At 67.5% G+C, this 20505-nt stretch carries 23 protein-coding genes and 1 tRNA gene; 11 read left to right on the forward strand and 13 right to left on the reverse strand.

The window, feature by feature from the left end; translation table 11 throughout:
• Positions 1 to 23: 23 nt before the first annotated feature.
• Positions 24 to 611: an imidazoleglycerol-phosphate dehydratase HisB gene (gene hisB / locus GWG54_RS14220; RefSeq protein WP_167938401.1), complete on the reverse strand. Its 588-nt coding sequence runs from the start codon at positions 609 to 611 to the stop codon at positions 24 to 26.
• A 233-nt stretch (positions 612 to 844) separates the two neighbouring features.
• Here hisB and GWG54_RS14225 point away from each other — a divergent pair, with 233 nt between their 5' ends.
• Together GWG54_RS14225 and GWG54_RS14230 are read left to right on the forward strand one after the other, a co-directional pair.
• The gene (locus GWG54_RS14225) at positions 845 to 1129 is read left to right on the forward strand and encodes a hypothetical protein (RefSeq protein ID WP_167938402.1); all 285 of its coding nucleotides are present in this window, start codon (positions 845 to 847) and stop codon (positions 1127 to 1129) included.
• A gap of 115 nt (positions 1130 to 1244) precedes the next feature.
• Positions 1245 to 2774 carry a TrkH family potassium uptake protein gene (locus GWG54_RS14230; protein ID WP_167938403.1) on the forward strand — a complete coding sequence of 510 codons (1530 nt, stop codon included), beginning with the start codon at positions 1245 to 1247 and terminating at the stop codon, positions 2772 to 2774.
• A 17-nt stretch (positions 2775 to 2791) separates the two neighbouring features.
• Here the strand turns inward: GWG54_RS14230 and hisA are convergent, their stop codons facing one another.
• A complete protein-coding gene (gene hisA, locus GWG54_RS14235) occupies positions 2792 to 3523 on the reverse strand; it encodes a 1-(5-phosphoribosyl)-5-[(5-phosphoribosylamino)methylideneamino]imidazole-4-carboxamide isomerase (protein ID WP_167938404.1) in 732 nt (243 codons plus the stop codon).
• 249 nt (positions 3524 to 3772) lie between these two features.
• Between hisA and GWG54_RS14240 the strand changes: the two genes are divergently transcribed.
• Positions 3773 to 4954, forward strand: coding sequence for an inorganic phosphate transporter (locus GWG54_RS14240; protein WP_167938405.1), 1182 nt, complete (start codon positions 3773 to 3775; stop codon positions 4952 to 4954).
• A gap of 41 nt (positions 4955 to 4995) precedes the next feature.
• Positions 4996 to 5424 carry a universal stress protein gene (locus tag GWG54_RS14245; protein WP_167938406.1) on the forward strand — a complete coding sequence of 143 codons (429 nt, stop codon included), beginning with the start codon at positions 4996 to 4998 and terminating at the stop codon, positions 5422 to 5424.
• A gap of 15 nt (positions 5425 to 5439) precedes the next feature.
• Here GWG54_RS14245 and GWG54_RS14250 read toward each other — a convergent pair whose 3' ends face one another.
• Positions 5440 to 5853 (reverse strand): hypothetical protein, encoded by a 414-nt coding sequence (locus GWG54_RS14250; RefSeq protein ID WP_167938407.1) that lies wholly within the window; start codon positions 5851 to 5853, stop codon positions 5440 to 5442.
• Between the two features lie 344 nt (positions 5854 to 6197).
• On the opposite strand from GWG54_RS14250, the gene GWG54_RS14255 reads away from it, so the two are divergent.
• The 3 genes from GWG54_RS14255 to GWG54_RS14265 all read left to right on the forward strand — a co-directional run bounded on the left by GWG54_RS14255 (position 6198) and on the right by GWG54_RS14265 (position 9079).
• A complete protein-coding gene (locus GWG54_RS14255) occupies positions 6198 to 7379 on the forward strand; it encodes an inorganic phosphate transporter (protein ID WP_167938408.1) in 1182 nt (393 codons plus the stop codon).
• A 163-nt stretch (positions 7380 to 7542) separates the two neighbouring features.
• Positions 7543 to 7932, forward strand: a complete 390-nt coding sequence (fer, locus tag GWG54_RS14260) for a ferredoxin Fer (RefSeq protein WP_008421311.1) — start codon at positions 7543 to 7545, stop codon at positions 7930 to 7932.
• Between the two features lie 145 nt (positions 7933 to 8077).
• Entirely contained in the window at positions 8078 to 9079 is a 1002-nt protein-coding gene (locus tag GWG54_RS14265; RefSeq protein ID WP_167938409.1) for an A24 family peptidase, read from the forward strand.
• On the opposite strand, the gene GWG54_RS14270 is transcribed toward GWG54_RS14265, so the two are convergent.
• The 4 genes from GWG54_RS14270 to GWG54_RS14285 form a co-directional block, all read right to left on the reverse strand.
• Positions 9071 to 9301, reverse strand: coding sequence for a hypothetical protein (locus GWG54_RS14270; protein WP_167938410.1), 231 nt, complete (start codon positions 9299 to 9301; stop codon positions 9071 to 9073). The two genes, GWG54_RS14265 and GWG54_RS14270, sit on opposite strands and share 9 nt — an antisense overlap.
• 128 nt (positions 9302 to 9429) lie before the next feature.
• Complete coding sequence (locus tag GWG54_RS14275; RefSeq protein ID WP_167938411.1) at positions 9430 to 9849, reverse strand: HIT family protein; 420 nt, start codon at positions 9847 to 9849, stop codon at positions 9430 to 9432.
• Between the two features lie 49 nt (positions 9850 to 9898).
• Positions 9899 to 10333: a Rieske 2Fe-2S domain-containing protein gene (locus tag GWG54_RS14280; RefSeq protein ID WP_167938412.1), complete on the reverse strand. Its 435-nt coding sequence runs from the start codon at positions 10331 to 10333 to the stop codon at positions 9899 to 9901.
• 24 nt (positions 10334 to 10357) lie between these two features.
• The gene (locus tag GWG54_RS14285; RefSeq protein WP_167938413.1) at positions 10358 to 11041 is read right to left on the reverse strand and encodes a uracil-DNA glycosylase family protein; all 684 of its coding nucleotides are present in this window, start codon (positions 11039 to 11041) and stop codon (positions 10358 to 10360) included.
• A 92-nt stretch (positions 11042 to 11133) separates the two neighbouring features.
• Here GWG54_RS14285 and GWG54_RS14290 point away from each other — a divergent pair, with 92 nt between their 5' ends.
• Both GWG54_RS14290 and ileS read left to right on the forward strand, forming a co-directional pair.
• Positions 11134 to 11361, forward strand: coding sequence for a hypothetical protein (locus GWG54_RS14290; RefSeq protein WP_167938414.1), 228 nt, complete (start codon positions 11134 to 11136; stop codon positions 11359 to 11361).
• Between the two features lie 117 nt (positions 11362 to 11478).
• The gene (ileS, locus tag GWG54_RS14295; protein ID WP_167938415.1) at positions 11479 to 14730 is read left to right on the forward strand and encodes an isoleucine--tRNA ligase; all 3252 of its coding nucleotides are present in this window, start codon (positions 11479 to 11481) and stop codon (positions 14728 to 14730) included.
• A gap of 311 nt (positions 14731 to 15041) precedes the next feature.
• Here the strand turns inward: ileS and GWG54_RS14300 are convergent, their stop codons facing one another.
• A complete protein-coding gene (locus GWG54_RS14300; protein WP_167938416.1) occupies positions 15042 to 15899 on the reverse strand; it encodes a ribose-phosphate diphosphokinase in 858 nt (285 codons plus the stop codon).
• Between the two features lie 86 nt (positions 15900 to 15985).
• On the reverse strand, positions 15986 to 16993 hold the full coding sequence (locus GWG54_RS14305; protein WP_167938417.1) for a DUF5784 family protein: 1008 nt from the start codon (positions 16991 to 16993) through the stop codon (positions 15986 to 15988).
• Positions 16994 to 17103: 110 nt separating this feature from the next.
• On the opposite strand from GWG54_RS14305, the gene GWG54_RS14310 reads away from it, so the two are divergent.
• Positions 17104 to 17277, forward strand: coding sequence for a DUF5786 family protein (locus GWG54_RS14310; RefSeq protein ID WP_008421336.1), 174 nt, complete (start codon positions 17104 to 17106; stop codon positions 17275 to 17277).
• On the opposite strand, the gene GWG54_RS14315 is transcribed toward GWG54_RS14310, so the two are convergent.
• Genes GWG54_RS14315 through GWG54_RS14325 form a run of 3 tightly spaced genes read right to left on the reverse strand, consistent with a single transcriptional unit; the run spans position 17274 to position 19969 of the window.
• Positions 17274 to 17999: a hypothetical protein gene (locus tag GWG54_RS14315; RefSeq protein ID WP_167938418.1), complete on the reverse strand. Its 726-nt coding sequence runs from the start codon at positions 17997 to 17999 to the stop codon at positions 17274 to 17276. The genes GWG54_RS14310 and GWG54_RS14315 overlap by 4 nt on opposite strands.
• The gene (locus tag GWG54_RS14320; RefSeq protein ID WP_167938419.1) at positions 17996 to 18955 is read right to left on the reverse strand and encodes an NAD(P)H-binding protein; all 960 of its coding nucleotides are present in this window, start codon (positions 18953 to 18955) and stop codon (positions 17996 to 17998) included. Before GWG54_RS14320 ends, GWG54_RS14315 begins: the two co-directional genes overlap by 4 nt.
• Positions 18956 to 19015: 60 nt before the next feature.
• Positions 19016 to 19969, reverse strand: a complete 954-nt coding sequence (locus GWG54_RS14325; RefSeq protein WP_167938420.1) for a YkgJ family cysteine cluster protein — start codon at positions 19967 to 19969, stop codon at positions 19016 to 19018.
• A gap of 78 nt (positions 19970 to 20047) precedes the next feature.
• Here GWG54_RS14325 and GWG54_RS14330 point away from each other — a divergent pair, with 78 nt between their 5' ends.
• Entirely contained in the window at positions 20048 to 20290 is a 243-nt protein-coding gene (locus GWG54_RS14330) for a hypothetical protein (RefSeq protein WP_167938421.1), read from the forward strand.
• Between the two features lie 89 nt (positions 20291 to 20379).
• Here the strand turns inward: GWG54_RS14330 and GWG54_RS14335 are convergent.
• A tRNA-OTHER gene (locus tag GWG54_RS14335) sits at positions 20380 to 20468 on the reverse strand.
• Between the last annotated feature and the right edge of the window lie 37 nt (positions 20469 to 20505).

A 20505-nucleotide genomic window follows, 5' to 3' on the forward strand; every position in this document is an offset into this window, starting at 1 on the left:
CCGAAACGGGGTCGCCGAAGCCGCTACAGCGTCCCCTTCGTGCTCGGGGTTCCCTCTCGCCGCTCGTCGATCCGGGTCGCGTCGTCGAGGGTTCGTGCGAGCGCCTTGAACAGCGCCTCGACCTCGTGGTGGGCGTTCTCGCCGTCGACGGCGAGGTGCAGCGTCAGCCCGACGTTCATCGCGAGCGACTCCCCGAAGTGACGGGCCATGTCGCTCGTGAACTCGCCGATCGCGTCCTGGGAGAACTCGCCGTCGAAGTAGAACCGCGGGCGGCCGCTGACGTCGACGACGGCGTCCGCGACGGCCTCGTCTAAGGGCACGCGTCGGTCCGCGTAGCGGACGATCCCCGACCGATCGCCCAGCGCCTCGTCGATCGCCGTCCCCAGCACGATTGCGACGTCCTCGACGGTGTGGTGGTCGTCGATCTCGAGGTCGCCGTCGCAGCTGACCTCGAGGTCGAACAGGCCGTGTTTGGCCAGCGACGTCAGCATGTGATCGAAGAAGCCGATCCCCGTCTCCACGTCGGCCACCCCGTCGCCGTCGATCCCGACGGTACACTCGATGGTCGTCTCGCTCGTGTCGCGGGTCACCGTTGCCGTCCGATCGGTCATGACGGATCGATGCCGCCGCCGGTACAAGGCGGTTCCGCTTGGCGGCGCGAGCCGTCCCGTAAACGAGTGAGACAGCACTGGCTATAAAATTTCTAACCTGTTCTGAACCGGTTTCGAAACGTCCGTCTCGACGCAATGCTACGGTGAAATAGCGCTAACCCGACGTAACGTTCTACCGACTATATGATGGATACGGTGAACGTGTCTGACGTAACGAGGTAGGTCACGCTTCCATGTCGAACCACTCCCCGCTTTCGAACGACTCGGTCGCCCCCACCAATCCGGACGCCACCGGTGCGGATCGGTATCGCCGCCGGCTCGTCCGTTCGATCAAAGGTCCCGCGCGGTTTCTCGCGTTCTGGACCGCGATCGTCCTCCCGTTCGTCCACGTTCCGTTGCTCGCGCACGGACTCGACGATCCCGGAGCAGTGCTGGCGTTCGCCGTTCTGTTAGGGGGAAACGCCGTCGCGCTCTATGTCGGCCACGATCACAACCGAGCACCAGCTACCGACGGCTGAAGCCGCGGATTTCCGCGCTGTACCGCTGTGATCCGCCCCCGAGGGCGGCCGTCGTCCTGCCGTCCATCCGCGTTCCGAACCATTATCTACCCGCCACGCACACCGTCGGGGTAGCGTGACCATCCGCGTCGACTGGCGCTCGAGCTGTAGCCTCGTCGGAACGGTGCTCAAGTGGCTCGCCGTTCCCATGGCGGCGCCGCTGGCGCTCGCCGTTCTCGACGGCGACGACCCGTTGCCGTTCGTGACCGCGACCGTCCTTACGGTGACGATCGGATTCGCGCTCGAGCGCCTCTCTACGGAACGCTCGCTCGCGCAGCGTGAGGCGTTCCTGATGGTCGCACTCACCTGGTTCGGCGTCGGCGCGATCGGCGCCGTCCCGTTCTTCGTCGCCGGACTCGCGGCCGACCCGCAGTCGGCGTTTCACGGCGGGCTCGGGGGCCCGGTCAACGCGCTGTTCGAGAGTATGAGCGGGCTGACGACGACGGGCGCGACGGTGATGAGCGGGTGGGACTTCGCGAACCAGTCGCGGGCGATCCTGCTCTGGCGCCAGCTGCTCCAGTGGCTCGGGGGGCTCGGGATCCTGATCGTCGCGATCGGGCTGCTCTCGAGTCTAATGGTCGGTGGCGCACAGCTGATGGAGACCGAAACCCAGACGCGGAACGTCCGCAAACTCCGTCCGCACATCGACGAGACCGCCCGCCTCATCTGGGGGCTGTACGTCGGGCTCACTACGCTGGCGGCCGCGACGTTTTACGCGTTACACCTCGTCGGCCTCGGGCCCAACATGGACCCCTTCAACGCCGTCTCGCACGCGTTGACGAGCGTCTCCACCGCCGGATTCTCTCCGGAGCCCGAGAGCGTCGGCGCCTTCTCGCCGGCCGTCCAGTGGGCGATCATCCCGTTCATGTTCCTGGGATCGACGAACTTCGTCCTGCTGTACTACGTCACGCAGGGCGACTACCGCCGTCCGTTCAGGTCCCAGGAGTTTCGGTTCTACGCCGGCACGCTGGCGTTTTTCGCCACATTGGTTGCCGCGATTCTCCTGCTCGATCCCGACGTGACCGCGGGGTTCGAGACGACGATCCGTCACGGCCTGTTCAACGTCACGTCGATGGTGACGACGACGGGCTACGCCTCGACGGACTTCGACCTCTGGGGTCCCGGCGCGAAGCACCTGCTGTTTCTCTGTATGTTCCTCGGCGGAATGGCCGGGTCGACGACCTGCTCGATCAAGTCCCTGCGCTGGCTGGTGACGCTGAAGGCGTTCCGCCGGAGCCTCTTCACGTCGGTCCATCCCGAGGCGGTCCGCCCGCTCCGGCTCGGCACCGAGGTCGTCGACGAGGAGACGGTGCGGGACATCTACGCCTACATCCTGCTGTCGCTCGTGATCTTTTTCCTGCTGACGATCTTTCTGGTCGTCGACGCCGCCAGAACGGCCGATCCCGTCGGCGAGTTCGAGGCGATGGGTGCCGCGGCCTCGATCTTTCTGAACATCGGCCCCGCCTTCGAGCGGGCCGGCCCGCTCGAGAACTACGCCGGCTTCTCGGTCGCCTCTCGGACCGTGATGGTGATCATGATGTGGATCGGCCGCATCGAGATCATCCCCGTGCTCGTCCTGCTGACGCCGGCGTTCTGGAAGTCGTAGCCGTCGACGAACGCGATTCAGTCCTCGTCGACTGCGGCCCGGGCCTCCTCGAGCGTAAACTCGCCCTCGTACAGCGCCGTACCGACGACGACGGCGGCCGCGCCGGCGTCCTCGAGCGCCCGCACGTCCTCGAGGGTCGCGACCCCGCCGCTGGCGATCACCGGAATCTCGGTCGCTTCGACGAGTTTCCGGACGGGGTCGGTGGCGACGCCCTCGAGCCGGCCCTCGACGTCGACGTTCGTAAAGAGGATCGCGGCGGCGCCGAGTTCCGCGTACCGCTCGGCGGCCTCGACGGGCGAGATGCCGGCGCTTTCGGTCCAGCCCTCGACGACGACCTCACCGTTCTTGGCGTCGAGGCTGACCACTACGCTGTCGGGGTGTGCCTCGCTGATCTCGGCGACGATGTCGGGGTTCTCGACGGCCGCGGTGCCGAGGACGACCCGATCGACGCCGCGCTCGAGCAGGTCGGCGGCGTCGGCTGCGGTTCGGATACCGCCGCCCAGCTGGGTCGGGACGTCGACGGCGTCGATCACGGCGTCGATCGCGTCTTCGTTCCCGCGCTCGCCCTCGAAGGCGCCGTCGAGGTCGACCAGGTGGAGCGTCTCCGCGCCGGCGTCGATCCAGCGCTCGGCGGCCTCGACGGGGTCGCCGTAGGCCTTCTCCGTGCCGCGCTCGCCCTGAACCAGCTGGACGACCTCGCCGTCCTGGACGTCGACCGCGGGGATCACCTCGAACCCGTTCGGTTGCATACTCGAGTGCGCGCGGTCGAGACGAGTAAAGGCGACGGTTTCGCCGACTTTCGTGGCACGGCCCGGGTCGTCGATCGCCACGCCATCAGAATCGCGTACTTATGAGAGTCTGTGACCCCGAACCTCCGATTCTCGGGGAATCGGCCGCGAGCCGGGAGTGGGCCCGAAGCGCCTGTCGCTTCCAGTCGAAACGCGGTCCTCGAAGGAGGTTCAGCAGGTATTTGAAGACGACACTCGCAACAACCGACAATGGTCGAGACCCTCCTACTGATAGGGGTGATCGCGTCGATCTTCGTCGGCTTCAACATCGGCGGCTCTTCGACCGGGATCACCTGGGGGCCCTCGGTCGGCGCCGGAATCGTCACGAAAACGACGGCTGCGGCGGTTATGACCGTCTTCGTCTTCCTCGGCGGGATTACCGTCGGCCGGAACGTGATGGAGACGCTCAGCGAGGGGATCATCACGACCGATCTCACGCTGACGTCGGGCGTCGCCGTCCTCTTCTTTATCGGACTCGGCATCCTCGTCGCCAACGTCTTCGGGGTCCCCGTGCCGACGTCGATGACGACGGTCGGCGCCATCGCCGGACTGGGGCTGGCGACCGGAACGCTCAACTACGAGACGATCGCCGAGATCATCTCCTGGTGGGTCGTGACGCCGATCATCGGCTTCTGGATCGGCGGTATCATCGGCCGGTACATCTACCCGGCAGTCAACCGCCGGGTCGACATCGAAACGACCGACGGGCCGTTGTTGACCCTCGAGCGTCGGGGAACGGTCCCGAAGCCTGCCTTCGGGCCAAACACGACCTGGACCGAGTTCGGGACCACGGTCGTCGTCCTCGTCATCGGCTGTTACATGGCGTTCAGCGCCGGCGCGAGCAACGTTCCGAACGCCGCCGCGCCGCTGGTCGGCGACGCGGGACTGGAGGTAAACACCGCGGTCGTCATCGCCACCCTCGCGATCGGGCTCGGCGGGTTCACCATCGCCCGCCGGACGATGGACTCCGTCGGTGGCGAGTTGAGCGACATTCCGCTACTCGCGGCGCTGTTCGTCATGGTGACCGCCTCGACGATCACGACGGTCCTCTCCTACATCGGGATCCCGATCAGCCTCGTGATGGGAACGGTGATGACGATCGTCGGGATCGGCTGGGGGCGGGCGACCCGACCGATCACCTTCCGCGAGGCGGTCACCCGCGATAGCGAGGCCCGCGAGCGCGAGATCGAACTGGGCGCGATCGTCGCCGAGGAGAAGGCGGACGAACCGGCGCCCCCGATCGGCGAGGCGGAGGCCGAGGAGGTGCTCCACGGGAGCGACCTGTTCAACCCTCGAGCGGTGATCAAGTACATCTCGATGTGGATCATCGGCCCGTCGATGTCGACGCTGCTTGCTTACGGGTTCTTTACGCTCCTTCCGGGCGTCGCCTGATCGACGGGGGACTTACGTCACCGGATATCGTACCTCGGCCAATGCTCTCGCGAATTCTCGTTCCGATGGACGACTCCGACCCCGCCGGCCACGCCCTCGAGTACGCCCTCGACAACCACCCGGACGCCGAGGTCACGGTCTTGCACGTCGTCGGCGTTCCCTCGATGATGATGGGCGATGCGGTGGCACTCACCCTCGAGGACGACCTCAGCGACGCCGCCGCCGACCGCGCCGAGCCCGTTTTCGACCGCGCCCTCGAAGTCGCCGACGAGCGGGACCGAGAGATCCGGACGATCGTCGGTATCGGTCATCCGGCTCGAAACGTCATCGACCGCGCGGACGACTACGACGCGATCGTGCTCGGCGCACACGGGAAGGATCGGAACCGCGCGACGCGTCGGTTCCTCGTCGGCAACGTCGCCGAGACGGTCTCGAAGCGGGCGACGGTACCGGTAACGATCGTTCGCTGACGCGCCGCCGGTCCGCTACACCTCCGACTCGTCCTCGACGGACTCTTCGACGATCTCTTCGACCTCGTCCTCCCGCGGTCGCCGATCGACACGCTCGTCGACGGCTTCGACCTGCGCCTGCACCTCGTCGACTTGCTTCTTAACGGTCTCGCCGATGGTTTCTTCGACGGTCTCCTCGACGGTCTCCTCGACCTGGGTCCGGACTTCCCCGACCTCCCTCTCGACGGTCTCCTCGACCGCCTGGGTCATCCACTCGGGATCGAAGCGGGCCATCTTCCAGACGACGTGAACGACGTAGGAGGCGAACACACCGACCCCGAACGCGACGCCGATGTTCGTCTCGAGCGTGGCGATCAACACGATCGAGAGTGCGATCAACGCCCCGTAGGCGAGGTCGACGGCCGCGTCGACGCGGATCGGGTTCAGCATCGTCGCGACTCACTCGTTCCGTTCGGGCGGTCGATCCAGCGGTGCCGACTGACGCGGTCGCTCCGGTCGGAGGGCGGTTCCGGTTCCGTCCGTCGAGCGAGTTCCCTGTCGAAACACACAGTGGCGTTTCGTACGGTACTACCGGTTGAAATTCTTTGGCAAGGAACTGCGCGCGGCGGCGAACACGCGGTCCCGTCGGGCCGACCGCTCCGCTCGAGACCCCGCGGTGCCGCTCGGATCGGGCGAGCGACTGTCTCCGGCGACGCCGACCTGCCGAGGGTGCGCGGTTCGGGGCCGGCGTTCGAATAGGCGCTCTTTTAGGGCCCGCCGCTTGAGTAGTAGCCGTGACGGAAGTACTGCTCGTCGTTGGTCTCCTCGTCGCGGTCTTCGTCGGCTACAACATCGGCGGCGCGACGACGGGTCCCGCGTTCGGACCGGCCGTCGGCGCGAATGTGATCACGAAGCTCATGGCGGCCGCACTGATGTCGGTCTGTTTCTTCCTCGGCGCGATCACGATCGGGCCGCAGGTCGTCACGACGCTCGGGGAGGATCTGGTACACACCACCGATATCTTCACGGTCCGTTCGAACGTCGCCGTGCTCTTTTTCATCGGCGGCGCGTTGTTCCTCGGGAACTACGCCGGCGTCCCCGCCTCGACGTCGATGACGGCCGTCGGCGCTATCGCGGCGCTCGGACTCGCGACCGGCGAACTCGACTTCGCCGTCCTCGGCCAGATCGTCATCTGGTGGGTCGTCGCCCCGATCATCGGCTTCTGGGTCGCGGGCGTCGTCGGTCGGTACTTCTACCCGCGGATCAACGCGTGGGTCGCTATCGAAGGCAACCGGGAGGGTCGGGAGATGATCACGGTCGATCGCTCGGGGGCCGCCCCGCGTCTGCAGTTCGGAGACGGCGCCAATCGACGCGAAATCACGGGCGCGTTCGTCGTCGTCGGGATCGGCTGTCTGATGGGCTTTTCTTCGGGAACGAGTAACATCGCCAACGCGATCGCTCCCATCTACGGCACCGGCGACGTCGACATGGTTCCGCTGATCCTGCTCGGATCGGCAGCCGTCGCCGTCGGCTGTTTTACGATCGCCCGCCGCACCCTCGATACGCTCGGCAACGACATCACGAACCTGCCGCTGACGGCTGCAATCGTGGTCGCGATCATCAGCTCGGCGATCGTGATCGTCCTGTCGACGATCGGCATCCCGGCGAGTTTCGTCGTCATCGCGACGATGAGCATCATCGGACTCGGCTGGGGACGTGCCACGCGGACGACGACGCTCTCGGACGCCCGCAAGGGCGAGGAGACGCGCGTCTCGGTCGGGGCGCTCACCGCCGAGGAGGAGGGCGAACGAACGCCGGAGATCGGCGAGGAAGACCCCGAGGACATCCCGCAGGCGTCGGATCTGTTCGATCCCTCGACGACGGCGCGGGTGATCCTCATGCAAAACGTCGTCCCGGTGGTCTCGACGGTCGGCGCGTACCTCACGTTCCGGTTCGTTCCCGTGTTCGGTCTGTGACGCGCTTCGATCGCTCGCCCGCGGCCGCAGACCGTCGATCCGGTAACTGATGAGACACGTTTCGGCTTCAGAGCCCCGTTAGTCAGGAAGACGCCTGCAGTAGCCGGCAGTGGGTCGGATCGAACAGCAAGCTATACCAATGCGGGCCTCGAATCGCCGTGTGATGCCCACGGTAGAATACCTCAACTACGAAGTACTGGACGACCAGGGCTGGGACATGGACGACGACGACCTCTTCGAGGAGGCCGCCGACGCTGGCCTCGACGATGAGGACTACGGCACCCTCGACGTCGCCGAGGGCGAGTACATCCTCGAGGCCGCCGAGGCCCAGGGCTACGACTGGCCCTTCTCCTGCCGTGCAGGCGCCTGCGCGAACTGCGCGGCCATCGTCAAGGAGGGCGAGATCGACATGGACATGCAGCAGATCCTCTCCGACGAGGAGGTCGAGGAGAAGAACGTTCGACTGACCTGCATCGGTTCCGCCGAGACCGACGAGGTCAAGATCGTCTACAACGCGAAGCACCTCGACTACCTGCAGAACCGCGTCATCTAACGGCCCGAACTCCATCTTCCTGTTTTGGCCCGTATCTCCAGCTGCAGCACTACCGTTTTCCGAAATTTTTCGCGGAGGGAAAAGACGGAAGTAACGGTTCCCGAGGCCGAAAAGATAACGCCGCCGCGCTCGAGAGTACCGACCCGTGATCCCCTTCGACGTCGCGACGGTTCCGGACCTGCTCAGGCTCCTCGCGGTTCCCGTCTTCGGCTGGGCCGCCGTTCGCGACGCCAGGACCAGGCGAATCCCGAGCACGCTCTGGATCCCGCTCGCGCTGCTGGGAGCCGTCCTGCTGGTCTGGGAGGGCGCCCTCGCTCGAGGGATCGGCCCGACCGTCTGGCGGTACGAGTTTCTCGTCCCGGCGGCGATCAGCCTCGGGTTCGTCGTCCCGTTCGCGTACCTCTGTTGGTGGATCGGCGGGTTCGGCGCCGCCGACGGGAAGGCGCTGCTGGTGCTCGCGGTGCTGTTCCCGACGGCACCCCAGTACGGGGTCGGATCCTGGTCGGTTCCGGTCGCGACGTCGCCCCTCGGGGCGTTTTCGTTTACGATCCTGACCAACACCGTCCTCGTCGCGCTCGCGATCCCGTTCGCGCTGGCGGCCCGCAACGCCGCTGCCGGCCGGTTCACGCGACTCATGTTCGTCGGTCGGCCCGTCGACTGGGACCGGGTGCCGACGACCCACGGCAAACTGCTGTCGGCGCCCGCCGAGGACGCGGGCGGCGGGCTCGACCTCGACGCCCTGCGGATGTACCTGCGGTGGCGCGGCCTGACGCTGGCGGCGGTTCGCGAGCGAGCCGACCGTGTTCGCGACCCCGCGACGCTTCCCGCGGCGCCGAACCCGCCGACCGACGGCGCCGTCGGCGCTCGACCCCGCACCGACGGCGACGGCGCGCTCGAGGGCACATCGGCCGCGTCCTCGCCCGAACCCCGCGAGTACGACGACCCCTGGGGTGCGGAGGCGTTTCTCGAGGATATCGACGGGACGGCGTACGGAACGACGCCGACGGAGCTGCGAGCGGGGCTCGAGGCGCTCGCGACCCGGGATCGGGTCTGGGTCTCGCCGGGAATGCCCTTCCTCGTCCCGCTCGCTCTCGGGCTCGTGATTGCGCTTGCCTACGGCGACGTGTTGCTCGGAACCCTACTGTAGGGTTCGTTCGTACGCCGGGACGAGGGCCGTCCAGAACAGGACGAACGCCGCGCCGACTCCGACGACCAGCAGCCAGGGCCACTCGGCATCGATCGGGAACCCGCCGAGCAGCAAGGCGAGGGTTCCGACGAGCAACAGGACCGAGACGAGGACGCTCGCGAGTTCGATCGTCGCCGCGACGGGGTTGGCTCGCAGACGCGCGCCGACGTCGGGAACTGTCATACCCGTGGCTCACGCGGCAGGACCAAAACCCTCACGGCGGCGCCGGCTCGTGCGGACGCCTGTCGGTCAGTTCCGGAGCGACCGCGAACGTCCTGCGGTCACGTCGGGAAATCGGTACGTCGGCCCTCTCAGGTCCGGGACTCGATGTCGTCGGCGATCTCGTCGAGTTCGTCGTCCTCGAGCGACGGCGGGTCGCCCGCGACGCCGTGGATCGGGCCGCCGCCGTCGCCCTCGAAGCGGGGGACGATGTGACAGTGGACGTGGGGTACTTCCTGGCCCGCGGCCTCGCCGTTGTTGAACGCGACCGTCGAGGCGTCGGCGTCGACGCTCTCCTCGACGGCCGGCACGAGTCGATGGATCGTCGCGTAGAGGTCCGTCGCGACGTCGTCGGGGACGTCGTTGAGTCGTTCGTACTCCTCTCTCGGGATCACCAGCGTGTGTCCCGGCGCCAGCGGGTTGGCGTCGAGGAAGGCGACGGTGGTCTCGTCCTCGTAGACGATACGTGCCGGGATCTCTCCCTCGACGATCTGCGTGAAGATCGTGCTCATACGCCAGTGTGTGTCGGCTCGCCGTAAGAAGGTTACCCGGCATCCGTGTTCAAAACCGGATGTGGGAGGTCGAACTCGGCCCGTCGTCGCCGTCGTCGTCGCCGGCTCCGCCCTCCCGGAGGAAGCTGACGTCGTCGTCGGTCAGGTACACTGCCCCGTCCTCGACGGCGATCTCGACGTCGACCAGCGTCGTGTCCGCCGCCTCGCCGTTGTCGCAGTACCCCGAGCAGGTCTCGAACATCGAGCCGTGTTTCGGACAGACGATCTCCCCGTCGCGGATCACGGCGCCGACGCCCTCGCGGTGGAGCCGCTGTTCCTCGTGGGTACACCGGTTGATCCACGCTTCGACGGGCTCGCGGTCGTCGCCGCGACACGGAACGAGGATCACCTCCTCGTCGTCGCCGCGTCGATCGCGGACCGTGAACAACCACGACCCCTCCTCGAGAACCGTTTCGACGCTCGTCAGTCGGTGTCGAACCACCATATCCCCGCTTGGGCTGCGAACGGCTTAGGCGTCCGGGCCGTCCGACGAGCACAACTCCTCGAGGACGGCCCCGATCTCGGCGAGGTACGCCTCGGGTTCGTACCCCATGCGGACGATCCAGACGTCCTGGTAGGAGGGGTGAAGGATCGGAACGAGCCAGGTATCGAGGCGCTCGCAGCGGACGGGCTCGAGAACCGAATCGATGAACCCCTCGAGTCCCCGGCCCTCGGCCGCCAGCACCGATTTCGTCGCGTGCTTGCCCGTCGCGAGGACGACGTCGGGCTCGAGGGTTTCGACCTCCGTCACCAGGTGGGCCCGGCAGGTCGCCCGCTCCTCGTCGGTGGGCTCGCGGTTGCTCGTCGGGTCCTCCTCGCTGGCGGGAAAACACTTCACGGCGTTGGTGTAGTAGGCGTCCTCGTCGCGGCCGACCCGCTCGAGCATCCGACGGATGCGTCGGCCCGAGTGCCTGGAGGTGTAGGCCTTGCCCGTCCAGTTGCCGCCCTTCCAGCGGTCGGCGTCGGGATTCCCGGGCCCAGGCGCCTCACCGACGACCAGCACGTCGGCGTCGAGCGGTCCCGTTCCCCACGAGATGCAGTTGCGATCCTCCGCGAGGGCGGGGCAGCGACGGCAGTCGGGTTCGATGACGTTTCTCGAGTCGGGAAACGGCGATTCGGCGCTCGATCCGGAGTCGTCGTTCGAAACTGGCACGGGCGCGTTCGGGGCTCGAGGGGGATAGGCGAGTCGGATCGTCGCGGGACTGAAGAAAAGTTTACGTTCGCCGAGCGGGTTACGGACGACTAATGGCCTCAGAACTGCTGCTCGAATCGTTCTCGTTGTTACTGTACACCCTGGTCGGCGCCCTTCTCACGGCGGGCGGGATCGCCAGCGAGTACGCCAGCGCCCAGCACTTCGGTTCGGGCGAGGCGACGGTCGCGCTCTGGCTCGCCGCCATCGGCGCGATCATGCTGTACGCCGGCGTCTACGGCATCGGCTACCAGAAGCTCCTCGCGTCGATCCGCTCGACGTAGGTCGACCCGCGGGCGCGCCCGACTCCTCCTCTCGAGGCGGCCGACCGAACGACCGCAGCGGCGCGACCGACCGTCAATATCGATTCCTCTTTACCGTCCCGGCTAGTTACATCCGGTATGAGCAGGTTCGACGAGGTCGACGACCAGTACGACCCCCACGCCGTAGAGCAGCGGGTCTTCGACTACTGGGACGACGTCGACGCCTACGAACAGACGGTCGAGCACCGATCCGACGGCGAGTCCTTCTTCTTCGTCGACGGCCCGCCGTACACGTCGGGGTCGGCCCACATGGGGACGACCTGGAACAAGTCCCTGAAGGACGTCTACCTCCGCTTCCTGCGGATGCAGGGGTACGACGTCACCGACCGTCCGGGCTACGACATGCACGGGCTACCGATCGAGACCCGCGTCGAGGAACGGCTCGGCTTCGAGAACAAGAAGGACATCGAGGAGTTCGGCGAGGACGAGTTCATCCGGGAGTGCAAGGAGTACGCCGACGAACAGCTCGAGGGCCTGCAGTCCGACTTCCAGGACTTCGGCGTCTGGATGGACTGGGACGACCCCTACCGGACCGTCGAACCCGAGTACATGGAGGCCGCCTGGTGGGGCTTTTCGAAGGCCGCCGAGCGCGGCTTGGTCGAGAAGGGCCACCGCTCGATCTCGCAGTGTCCCCGCTGTGAGACCGCGATCGCGAACAACGAGGTCGAGTACGAGGACGTCGAGGATCCCTCCATTTACGTGAAATTCGACCTCGCCGACCGGGAGGGGTCGGTCGTCATCTGGACGACGACCCCGTGGACGATCCCGGCGAACACGTTCGTCGCGGTCGATCCCGACCTGACCTACCAGGGCGTCCGCGCCGAGCGCGACGGCGAGGAGGACGTACTGTACGTCGCCGAGGAGTGTGTCGAGGGCGTCCTCAAGGAGGGCCGTTACGACGACTACGAGGTCCTCGAGGAGCTCTCGGGCGAGGAGATGATCGGCTGGGAGTACGAGCACCCCCTCGCCGAGGAGGTGCCCGACCACGTCGACGTCGACGACGCACTCCAGATCTACGACGCCGAGTACGTCGAGGCCGACCGCACCGGGCTCGTCCACTCCGCGCCCGGCCACGGCGAGGAGGACTTCGAGCGGGGCCGCGAACTCGGCCTGCCGATCTTCTGTCCGGTCGGCGGCGACGGCGTCTACACCGACCAGGCCGGCACGTACGCGGGCCAGTTCGTCAAGGAGGCCGACGAGGAGATCATCGCCGACCTCGAGGACAACGGGGCGATGCTGTCCTCGGGCACGGTCCACCACAGCTACGGCCACTGCTGGCGCTGTGACACGGGTATCGTCCAGATTGTCACCGACCAGTGGTTCATCACGATCACCGACGTCAAGGAGGAACTGCTCGAGAACATCGAGGACAGCGAGTGGCACCCCCAGTGGGCCCGGGACAACCGGTTCCGGGACTTCGTCGAGGAGGCGCCCGACTGGAACGTCTCCCGCCAGCGCTACTGGGGCATTCCCCTCCCCGTCTGGACGCCCGAGGATCGCGACGACGACGAGGAGATGATCGTCGTCGGCGACCGCGAGGAGCTCGTCGAGCGGGTCGACCAGGAGATCGAGTACGACTCCGTCGACCTCCACAAGGACACCGTCGACGAGCTGACGATCACCGAGGACGGGAGGACCTACACCCGCGTTCCGGACGTCTTCGACGTCTGGCTCGACTCCTCGGTGGCCTCCTGGGGCACCCTGAACTACCCCGCCGACGACAGCCGGTTCGACGAGCTCTGGCCCGCCGACCTCATCCTCGAGGCCCACGACCAGACGCGGGGCTGGTTCTGGTCCCAGCTCGGGATGGGCACCGCGGCGCTGGGCGAGAGCCCCTACCAGGAGGTGTTGATGCACGGCCACGCGCTGATGCCCGACGGCCGCGCGATGAGCAAGTCCAAGGACATCCTGATCGACCCCCACGAGGCGATCGACCGCCACGGACGGGACGTGATGCGACTCTTCTTGCTGTCGAACAACCCCCAGGGCGACGACATGCGCTTCTCCTGGGACGGCATGCAGACAATGGAGGACACCCTCCGGACGCTGTGGAACGTCTTCCGGTTCCCGCTGCCGTACATGCGGCTGGACGACTTCGATCCACAGGAAACGACCCTAGACGAGGTTGATACCGACCTCGAGCTGATCGACGAGTGGGTGCTTGCCCGGCTGCAGTCGACGAAAGCCGAGATGACCGAGGCCTTCGAGGACTACCGCCAGGACAAGGCCCTCGACGCGCTGCTCGAGTTCGTCGTCGAGGACGTCTCGCGGTTCTACGTCCAGGCGGTCCGCGAACGGATGTGGGAGGAATCGGACAGCCCCTCCAAGGAGGCGGCCTACGCGACGATCTACCGGGTCCTGCGGGAGACGGTCGCGCTGCTCGCACCCTACGCGCCCTTTGTCAGCGACGAGATCTACGGCACCCTCACGGGCGAGGCCGAACACGACACCGTCCACATGTGCGACTGGCCCGCCCTCGAGGAGTACTGGGTCGACGACCAGTTAGAGGACGACGTCGCCTTCCTGCGAGCGATCGAGGAAGCGGGCGCCAACGCCCGCCAGCAGGCCGGCCGCAAGCTGCGCTGGCCCGTCCCGCGGGTCGTCGTCGCTGCCGACGACGAGCGGGTCGCCGAGGCGGTCGAGCGCCACGCCGACCTGCTCGCCGAGCGGCTCAACGCCCGCGAGATCGAACTCGTCTCGGCCGAGAACCGCTGGGAGGAGCTTCGGTACAGCGCCGAGGCCGACATGAGCGAACTCGGTCCCGCCTTCGGCGGCCGCGCCGGAGAAGTGATGAACGCGCTCAACGAGGCCCGGATCGACGAGCCCGACCTCGAGGCCCTCGAGGCAGCCGTCGCGGACGTCCTCGAGGACGGCGAGAGCGCGGAGCAACGCTCCGCGGAAGACGCGAGCGGCGACGAGCCGCGAGCGGAACTCGAGGAGTCGATGGTCTCCTTCGTCACCGAGACCCCCGACGATATCGCCGGCACCGCCTTCTCGCTCGACGGCGACGACCGCGGGGTCGCCTACGTCGACGCCTCGCTAACCGACGACATCGAGAGCGAGGGGTACGCCCGCGAGGTCATCCGCCGGGTCCAGGAGATGCGCAAGGACCTCGACCTGGACGTCGAGGAACGGATCGTCCTCGAGGTCGAGATCGACGACGACCGCGTGGCCTCGCTGGTCGAGGAACGCGAGGACCTGATCCGCGAGGAGGTTCGCGCCGACGAGCTCCGGACCGTCGAGGACGGTCACCGTAAGGAGTGGGACGTCGACGGGGTCGCGATGGAGATCGCGCTCGAGCCCGTTGCGGCGGCGGAAGCGTCGGACTAAGCGCAAAACCGGATTTCCGTTACCGGTAGTTAGCAATCCGATTTTTTGTTCGGCCGTGATGTCGAACCCAGAACGGTCGATCGTTATGTAGAGCGTGCAGACGTACCTTTTTCTCGTCGGGTTCGCTCGCAGGGCTCGCTCACCACTCCTCCAAAAATCTACGCTAAAAAGCCGCCTCCGCGGGCTTCGCCCGCTTCGGCGGGAAACCGCTCGCTCCGCTCGCGGATGCTGGCCGTGATATCGTCTTCACCTATATGGAACGCAATTTCTACTCGAGAGGCTGAATACCGAAACCGTGCTTCGCTCTCCCGTTACAGTTCGTCGGCGATCGACGGCGCGACCGAGACCGCGCTGTACTGGCGCTCGATCGTGTCGGTGCCGTAGATCGCGTCGACGCCGGCCCTCGAGAGCTTCGTGACGGCGTCGCGGGCGAGCAACGGGTGGACGCAGGTGACGAACACCCGACCGACCCCCCGCTCGCCGAGGACGCCGACGGCCTCGCTCATCGTCGACCCCGTCGCGATGATGTCGTCGGTGACGACGACGTCCCGATCGGTCACGGCGACGTCGCTCGGGGAGATTTCGACCTCGGTCCCCGAGAGTCGGGTCTTCTCGAAGTAGTCGGTCTCGCCGGCGCCGTAGGCGTCCCGCACCGTCTCGGCCAGTTCGATCGCGCCCGCGTCGGGCGAGAGGAAGACGGGGTCCTCGAGATCGGTCGGGAGGGGGCCGGCCAGCCGGTCGGCGGCGCTGATGGCGGTCGCCGACGGCTCGAAGAACTCGCAGATCGACTCCTCGTGTGGGTCGACGGTGAGCACGCGATCCGTTCCGGTCGAGACGGCGCGGGCGACCGCCCGCGCGGAGATCGGGTGGCCCGCCTCGAAGGCCTTATCCTGACGGCCGTAGCCCATGTACGGCAACACCGTCACGACCTCGTCGGCGCCGGCCTCCCGAGCGGCGTCCTGGAGCTGGAGCACCTCGAGGTGGGCGTCGCTCGAGGTCGTCGAGGCGACCACGATCGCCCGTTCGACGTCGCGGTCGGCGACCTCGGGGGCGGCCGCGAGCAGTTCGCCGTCGGGGAAGCGGTCGTACTCGACGGCGGCGAGCGGTTCCTCGAGTTCGCGGGCGAGTGCCGCGCCGAGGGCCTGGGAAGTGGATCCGCTGACGATCATACGTGTCGCCACAGCGCGGCGGGTAAACCCGTTTTCGTTCTGAGGACGGCCTCGAGGGGGCCAAAAACGGCGCGATCTGTCGCGGCCTAGTCCACGAACTCGATCGCATCGCTGAGCTCGAGCGGGACCGACCCCTTCCGGTAGCCCTCGACGCGGCCGTCCGGGCGGGCGCGGTAGACGACCGCGGGGCGGTGTCGCAGGTCGGGTCGTTCGCCCCGAACTGCGGCCCAGGCGTCCTCGCGAAAGCTCGAGCAGTCGACGAACAACACGGCGCCGCCGCCGTGTTCGGCGAGCTGGCCGTCGGTTTTGGTCTCGGCGGTGTCGCGCACGGCGGCGACGGGGCCGGCTGCGACCCGGTTGCCCGGTGGCTGGGGACGGGTCACCTCGACGAGGCGGTTCGTCCCCTCGTTTTCCGCCCGGTAGTCCAGCGAGTGACCGGTCGTCACCTCGATCTCGGGGGTGACCTCGTAACCCGCGTCGGTGAGGATCTTCGCGGCGACGAACTCGCCCATCGCGGCGCTCATCCGGACGCGGTCGACGTGGTCGCTGGTGCCGAGCTTGCCCGCCATGACGTGGCGGTACTCGTCCAGGACGCCGGTTTCGAGAAACTCCTCGAAGAACTGCGTCGACTCGCGGCGGCCGGCGTCGGGAAAGCCCGCGGCGTGTTCGCGGAAAAAGGCCCGCGTCGACTCGCGGCCGTCCTTGGACATGAAGACGGGCAGGAAGAACCACGAGAGGTACGGGTAGTCCTCGAGCCAGGGGTCGGTTTCGTGAAGCGTCACGAGCAACTCCCGCTGGCTCCACCGGGCGACGTGGTAGGGAACGTTCTGCCAGCCGAACTTGTCGGTCTTCCACAGCGCCGAGGGGGTCTCGGTGTTGCCCATCCAGTAGGCTTCCTCGCCGTTGCGGGCAAAGAGCGCGAGGTCGCCGTTTTGCATCTCGAAGCGGTGTGTCTCCCAGTCTGCGCCGATGTCGAATCGCGGGGCGACGGCTCGAGCGCCGATGTTCGAGCGAAGCGGCCCCAGTATCTCCTGTCGGACTCGTTGCTCGCTCCAGCGAGCGGGCGAGTAACGAAAGCGAAGCGGCCGTGCCACGCCAGTAGGTTGTGCCCGGGAGGGTATATACTGTTCGCTGACGGGACGGTCGGAGTGTGGACCACCGTTACATTGATAAGCGTCAGCTCCCTACAATGTGTATACTTACCATGTCAATGGGTGCCTATGACGAGGACGAACACGAGCGGCGCGAGGCGCAGGCCTCGCGGGTGGACGCGGATTTCGACGACGAGCGGACGATCTACCACGGCAAGGTCGAGTACGACGCCGGCGAATCCGCCGAGGAGCTGCTGAACAAGTTCGAGGAGATCAAGTCCGATTAGGGGGTCGTCCCGCCGGGTTCTCTCTGGGACCGTCGCTGTAACAGTACCGACAGCGCCGCCACCGCGACGACGGCGATCACGTGGCCCACGAGCGCGCCGACGAGGATCGGGTGGTCGAGTACGAACGGGACGAACAGCAGTTGGACGGCCGCGAACGCCACGTTGAGCCCGTCGGTTCGGGCGTACTCTCGGGCCGTCTCCGGCTCGAACTCGTAGACGATCGACCGCCAGAGTCCGGCGACGGTCGCCCACCAGCAGGTGCCGATCCGGTAGACGACGTCCCAGAGGATCAACAGGAGCAGAGCGACCGCGAGTGCCGGGGGCTCGGGGCCGAGGATCTCCGTCAGCAACGGCACGTCGCTGGTCCGGGGATCGGTGACGAACAGGTACGTGACCAGGAGGACGAACGCCACCACGCCCAGGACGACCTCGATGTTCGAGCCGAACAGCACGCGTCGGTACCCCGCCGGGGCGTGAAGTGCCCGAACGGCGCGGCTGTACCGCAGCATGAGCCAGCTGCCGATCGCGGCGACGGCGACGGCGACGGTTCCCGCGACCACCGCGTCCCACAGCCCGTAGGCCGTCGCCGCGACGAGTACCGCGGCCTCGAAGGCGGCGAACTGGATCGCGATCGCGAGCCGATCCGAGAGCTCGACGCCCGGCAGCGCGCCGACGATGCTCTCGTACACCCAGGTCTCGCCGTACTCCGGCGTCCGGGTCATTCCTCGAGCGGGTGCCCCTCGTCGGGCAGTCCGCTCTCGAGGGTGTCCCCGTCGAGGGTTACCTCCTCGGCGAGCGCGCTGCGGACTGCCTCCTCGAACGGCGTCGGGTCGACGCCGACGAGCTCCCGCAGGCGGTCGTCCTCGACGACCACCGGGTTGACCATCCCTTCGATCAGCCGGTGGGCGACCTGCGGGTCGACGTCGGTGACGAGATCGACCCAGTACGCCGACAGCGTCGGCGTCAGCACCGGAACCGGGACGATCACCGGCTCCCATCCCCTCGTGATCCGCGCGGTCGTTCGAAGCATCTCGCCGTAGGTGAGCACGTCCGGACCGCCGATCTCGTAGGTTTCGCCCGCGGTCTCGGGGCGCTCGAGGACGGCGAGCAGGTACGCGATCACGTCGTCGATGGCGATCGGCTGGCACTCGACGTGGACCCACCGCGGAGTCACCATTACCGGGAGTCGCTTCGCGAGCTGGCGGACGATCCGGAAGCTCGCGCTCTCGGCGCCGATGATAATCGCCGCCCGGAGCACCGTCACGTCGGCGCTGCCGGCCCGAAGCTCGGATTCGACGAGCCGGCGCGAGGCCAGGTGCTCCGAGAGCCGCTCGTCCTCGTTGCCCAGCCCGCTGAGGTAGACGATCCGTCCGAGGCCGGCGTCGGTCGCCGCCCGCTCGAAGTTCCGCGCAGCCTGGCGGTCCTGTGCGATCAGGTCCTCGTCGCCGCCCCCCATCGTGTGGATCAGGTAGTAGGCGAGATCGATCCCCTCGAGGGCGTCCTCGAAGCTGCCCTCCTCGAGGACGTCGCCCTCCGCGACGGTGATCCCGTCGTCGGGCGGGTCGTAGTCCTCGGCATCCCGAACGAGCACCGTCACGTCGTGGTCGGTCAGCGCGCACAGCCCGGCGACGAGGCGGCTCCCGACGAAACCGGTCGCACCGGTCACGAGCACGTTCATACCGGTGTGACGGACGCTCGATCCTTAATCGGTCGCGTTGCAGCCCCTTCGCCGCGGAGCTCACTCGAGGGCGTCCCAGCCCGGCGTCTCGGGTGCGCCCCGCTCTTCCTCGACCGTTCTGGCGGCCGACGGCGCCGGGATCGCTCCGCCGGCGCTCGCCTCCCGTCGTTCCCACTCCTCGATCGCCGGACCCACCCAGGCGTCCTCGTCGCTCGCGGCGTCGCCCGCCCTCGTCCCCTCGAGCGACTCGATCACCCGTTCGTACCCCCGCTCGTAGTGGTGCTCGGAGATCGCGAGGGTGCCCGGACTCGAGGCGACGGCGACGGCCAGACACTCCGCGCGGTCGGCGGGTCGCAGTTCGTCTACGGCGAGTCGATCGAGGAGTCCCTCGAGATCGTCGGGTCGAGGGTGACAGAACAGCTTCGCGCCGATCGCCTGCGGGCCGAACAGCAGGTCGTCGGCGTCGTCGTGGTCGCGCTCGAGCAGGCGCTCGCCACCGAACGTCGATTCGACGCGCTCGCACTCGGTCTCGGCGCCCAGCACGAGGTTTCGCTCGGGGTAGACGCCGCATTTGTCGGGAAAGCGGTCGGTGCCGTGGATCCGACACTGCAGCGTCGTCGGGTCGAGGAAGACGCAGGTCGGCAGCCAGGTCGCGTCCTCGCGACCGAACGGGGCGACGGGCTTGGGCGGCTTCCGGAGCCCGACGAAGAAGGCGGGACGGCCCGCGACCGCGGCGACCCTTCGGTCGCCGACCGCGACGCCCTCGGCCTCGCCGACCTCCCAGAACCGCGGCGTCAGCGCCGCGGCCGCCCCCCGCTCGAGGAAGGTCCGAACCTCGTCGCGGGTGAGCGCGGCGAAGTTGTAGCCGTCGTCGATCGGGGTGCGCTCGGCCTCGGAGCCGCTTTCGGGAATCGACCGACCGAGGGCACGATCACCCGCGTCGGTCCCGCCCTCCTCGAGCAGCGGTCGCCAGTCGAGACAGCAGCCGGCACAGCCCTCGCAGTGCACCTCCATGGTCGCCGGTACCGTGGGCGCGGCAATAACGGCTGTGCCGGGGGAACGACTTTCACCGCTCGGGGCCGATCCTCGCACATGGCGCGGGACACCTGCGAGGGCTGCGGGCGAACGGTGACGATCGCCGGCGGGATCGCCAACATCTGGTCGTTCGGCGAGGCCGGCAACGCCGGAACCGCGATCGCGCTCGAGCTCGAGGACGGTTCGGACTACCTGCTGTGTTACCCGTGTATCGCTGCGCTGCCCGACGAGCCGACGGACGCGGACGTCGCGCGACTGGCCCGGGTCGACGAGGAGACGTCGCGGCTCGAATCGAACTGAGGCGGCGCCGGAGAACGGAACCTCGAACCGAAAGCAAACGCGTGACACACCACCGCGATCGCCGTCGCGGTTCGACCCGACGCCGCGAGCGGAAGGGGTGGGATTTGAACGCCACGAGGCACGATGGCCGCCGCGGGCCTGACGGCGCCGCGGTGCTCTACCGCTGAGCGACCCTTCCGCACTCGAGGTCGACGACGGGGTCCGTATTCGTAATC

The organism is Natronococcus sp. JC468 (genome assembly GCF_012163165.1).
Lineage (GTDB): Archaea > Halobacteriota > Halobacteria > Halobacteriales > Natrialbaceae > Natronococcus > Natronococcus jeotgali.

What these genes read in the sequence shown, in the direction of transcription:
- GWG54_RS14290 (WP_167938414.1), top strand. Translation starts at nt 11,134, where the DNA reads ATGGCCTCAGAACTGCTGCTCGAATCGTTCTCGTTGTTACTGTACACC.
- ileS (WP_167938415.1), top strand. Translation starts at nt 11,479, where the DNA reads ATGAGCAGGTTCGACGAGGTCGACGACCAGTACGACCCCCACGCCGTA.
- GWG54_RS14310 (WP_008421336.1), top strand. Translation starts at nt 17,104, where the DNA reads ATGTCAATGGGTGCCTATGACGAGGACGAACACGAGCGGCGCGAGGCG.
- GWG54_RS14250 (WP_167938407.1), bottom strand. Translation starts at nt 5,853, where the DNA reads ATGCTGAACCCGATCCGCGTCGACGCGGCCGTCGACCTCGCCTACGGG.
- GWG54_RS14315 (WP_167938418.1), bottom strand. Translation starts at nt 17,999, where the DNA reads ATGACCCGGACGCCGGAGTACGGCGAGACCTGGGTGTACGAGAGCATC.
- fer (WP_008421311.1), top strand. Translation starts at nt 7,543, where the DNA reads ATGCCCACGGTAGAATACCTCAACTACGAAGTACTGGACGACCAGGGC.
- GWG54_RS14330 (WP_167938421.1), top strand. Translation starts at nt 20,048, where the DNA reads ATGGCGCGGGACACCTGCGAGGGCTGCGGGCGAACGGTGACGATCGCC.
- hisA (WP_167938404.1), bottom strand. Translation starts at nt 3,523, where the DNA reads ATGCAACCGAACGGGTTCGAGGTGATCCCCGCGGTCGACGTCCAGGAC.
- GWG54_RS14245 (WP_167938406.1), top strand. Translation starts at nt 4,996, where the DNA reads ATGCTCTCGCGAATTCTCGTTCCGATGGACGACTCCGACCCCGCCGGC.
- GWG54_RS14320 (WP_167938419.1), bottom strand. Translation starts at nt 18,955, where the DNA reads ATGAACGTGCTCGTGACCGGTGCGACCGGTTTCGTCGGGAGCCGCCTC.
- GWG54_RS14300 (WP_167938416.1), bottom strand. Translation starts at nt 15,899, where the DNA reads ATGATCGTCAGCGGATCCACTTCCCAGGCCCTCGGCGCGGCACTCGCC.
- GWG54_RS14325 (WP_167938420.1), bottom strand. Translation starts at nt 19,969, where the DNA reads ATGGAGGTGCACTGCGAGGGCTGTGCCGGCTGCTGTCTCGACTGGCGA.
- GWG54_RS14240 (WP_167938405.1), top strand. Translation starts at nt 3,773, where the DNA reads ATGGTCGAGACCCTCCTACTGATAGGGGTGATCGCGTCGATCTTCGTC.
- GWG54_RS14275 (WP_167938411.1), bottom strand. Translation starts at nt 9,849, where the DNA reads ATGAGCACGATCTTCACGCAGATCGTCGAGGGAGAGATCCCGGCACGT.
- hisB (WP_167938401.1), bottom strand. Translation starts at nt 611, where the DNA reads ATGACCGATCGGACGGCAACGGTGACCCGCGACACGAGCGAGACGACC.
- GWG54_RS14225 (WP_167938402.1), top strand. Translation starts at nt 845, where the DNA reads ATGTCGAACCACTCCCCGCTTTCGAACGACTCGGTCGCCCCCACCAAT.
- GWG54_RS14280 (WP_167938412.1), bottom strand. Translation starts at nt 10,333, where the DNA reads ATGGTGGTTCGACACCGACTGACGAGCGTCGAAACGGTTCTCGAGGAG.
- GWG54_RS14270 (WP_167938410.1), bottom strand. Translation starts at nt 9,301, where the DNA reads ATGACAGTTCCCGACGTCGGCGCGCGTCTGCGAGCCAACCCCGTCGCG.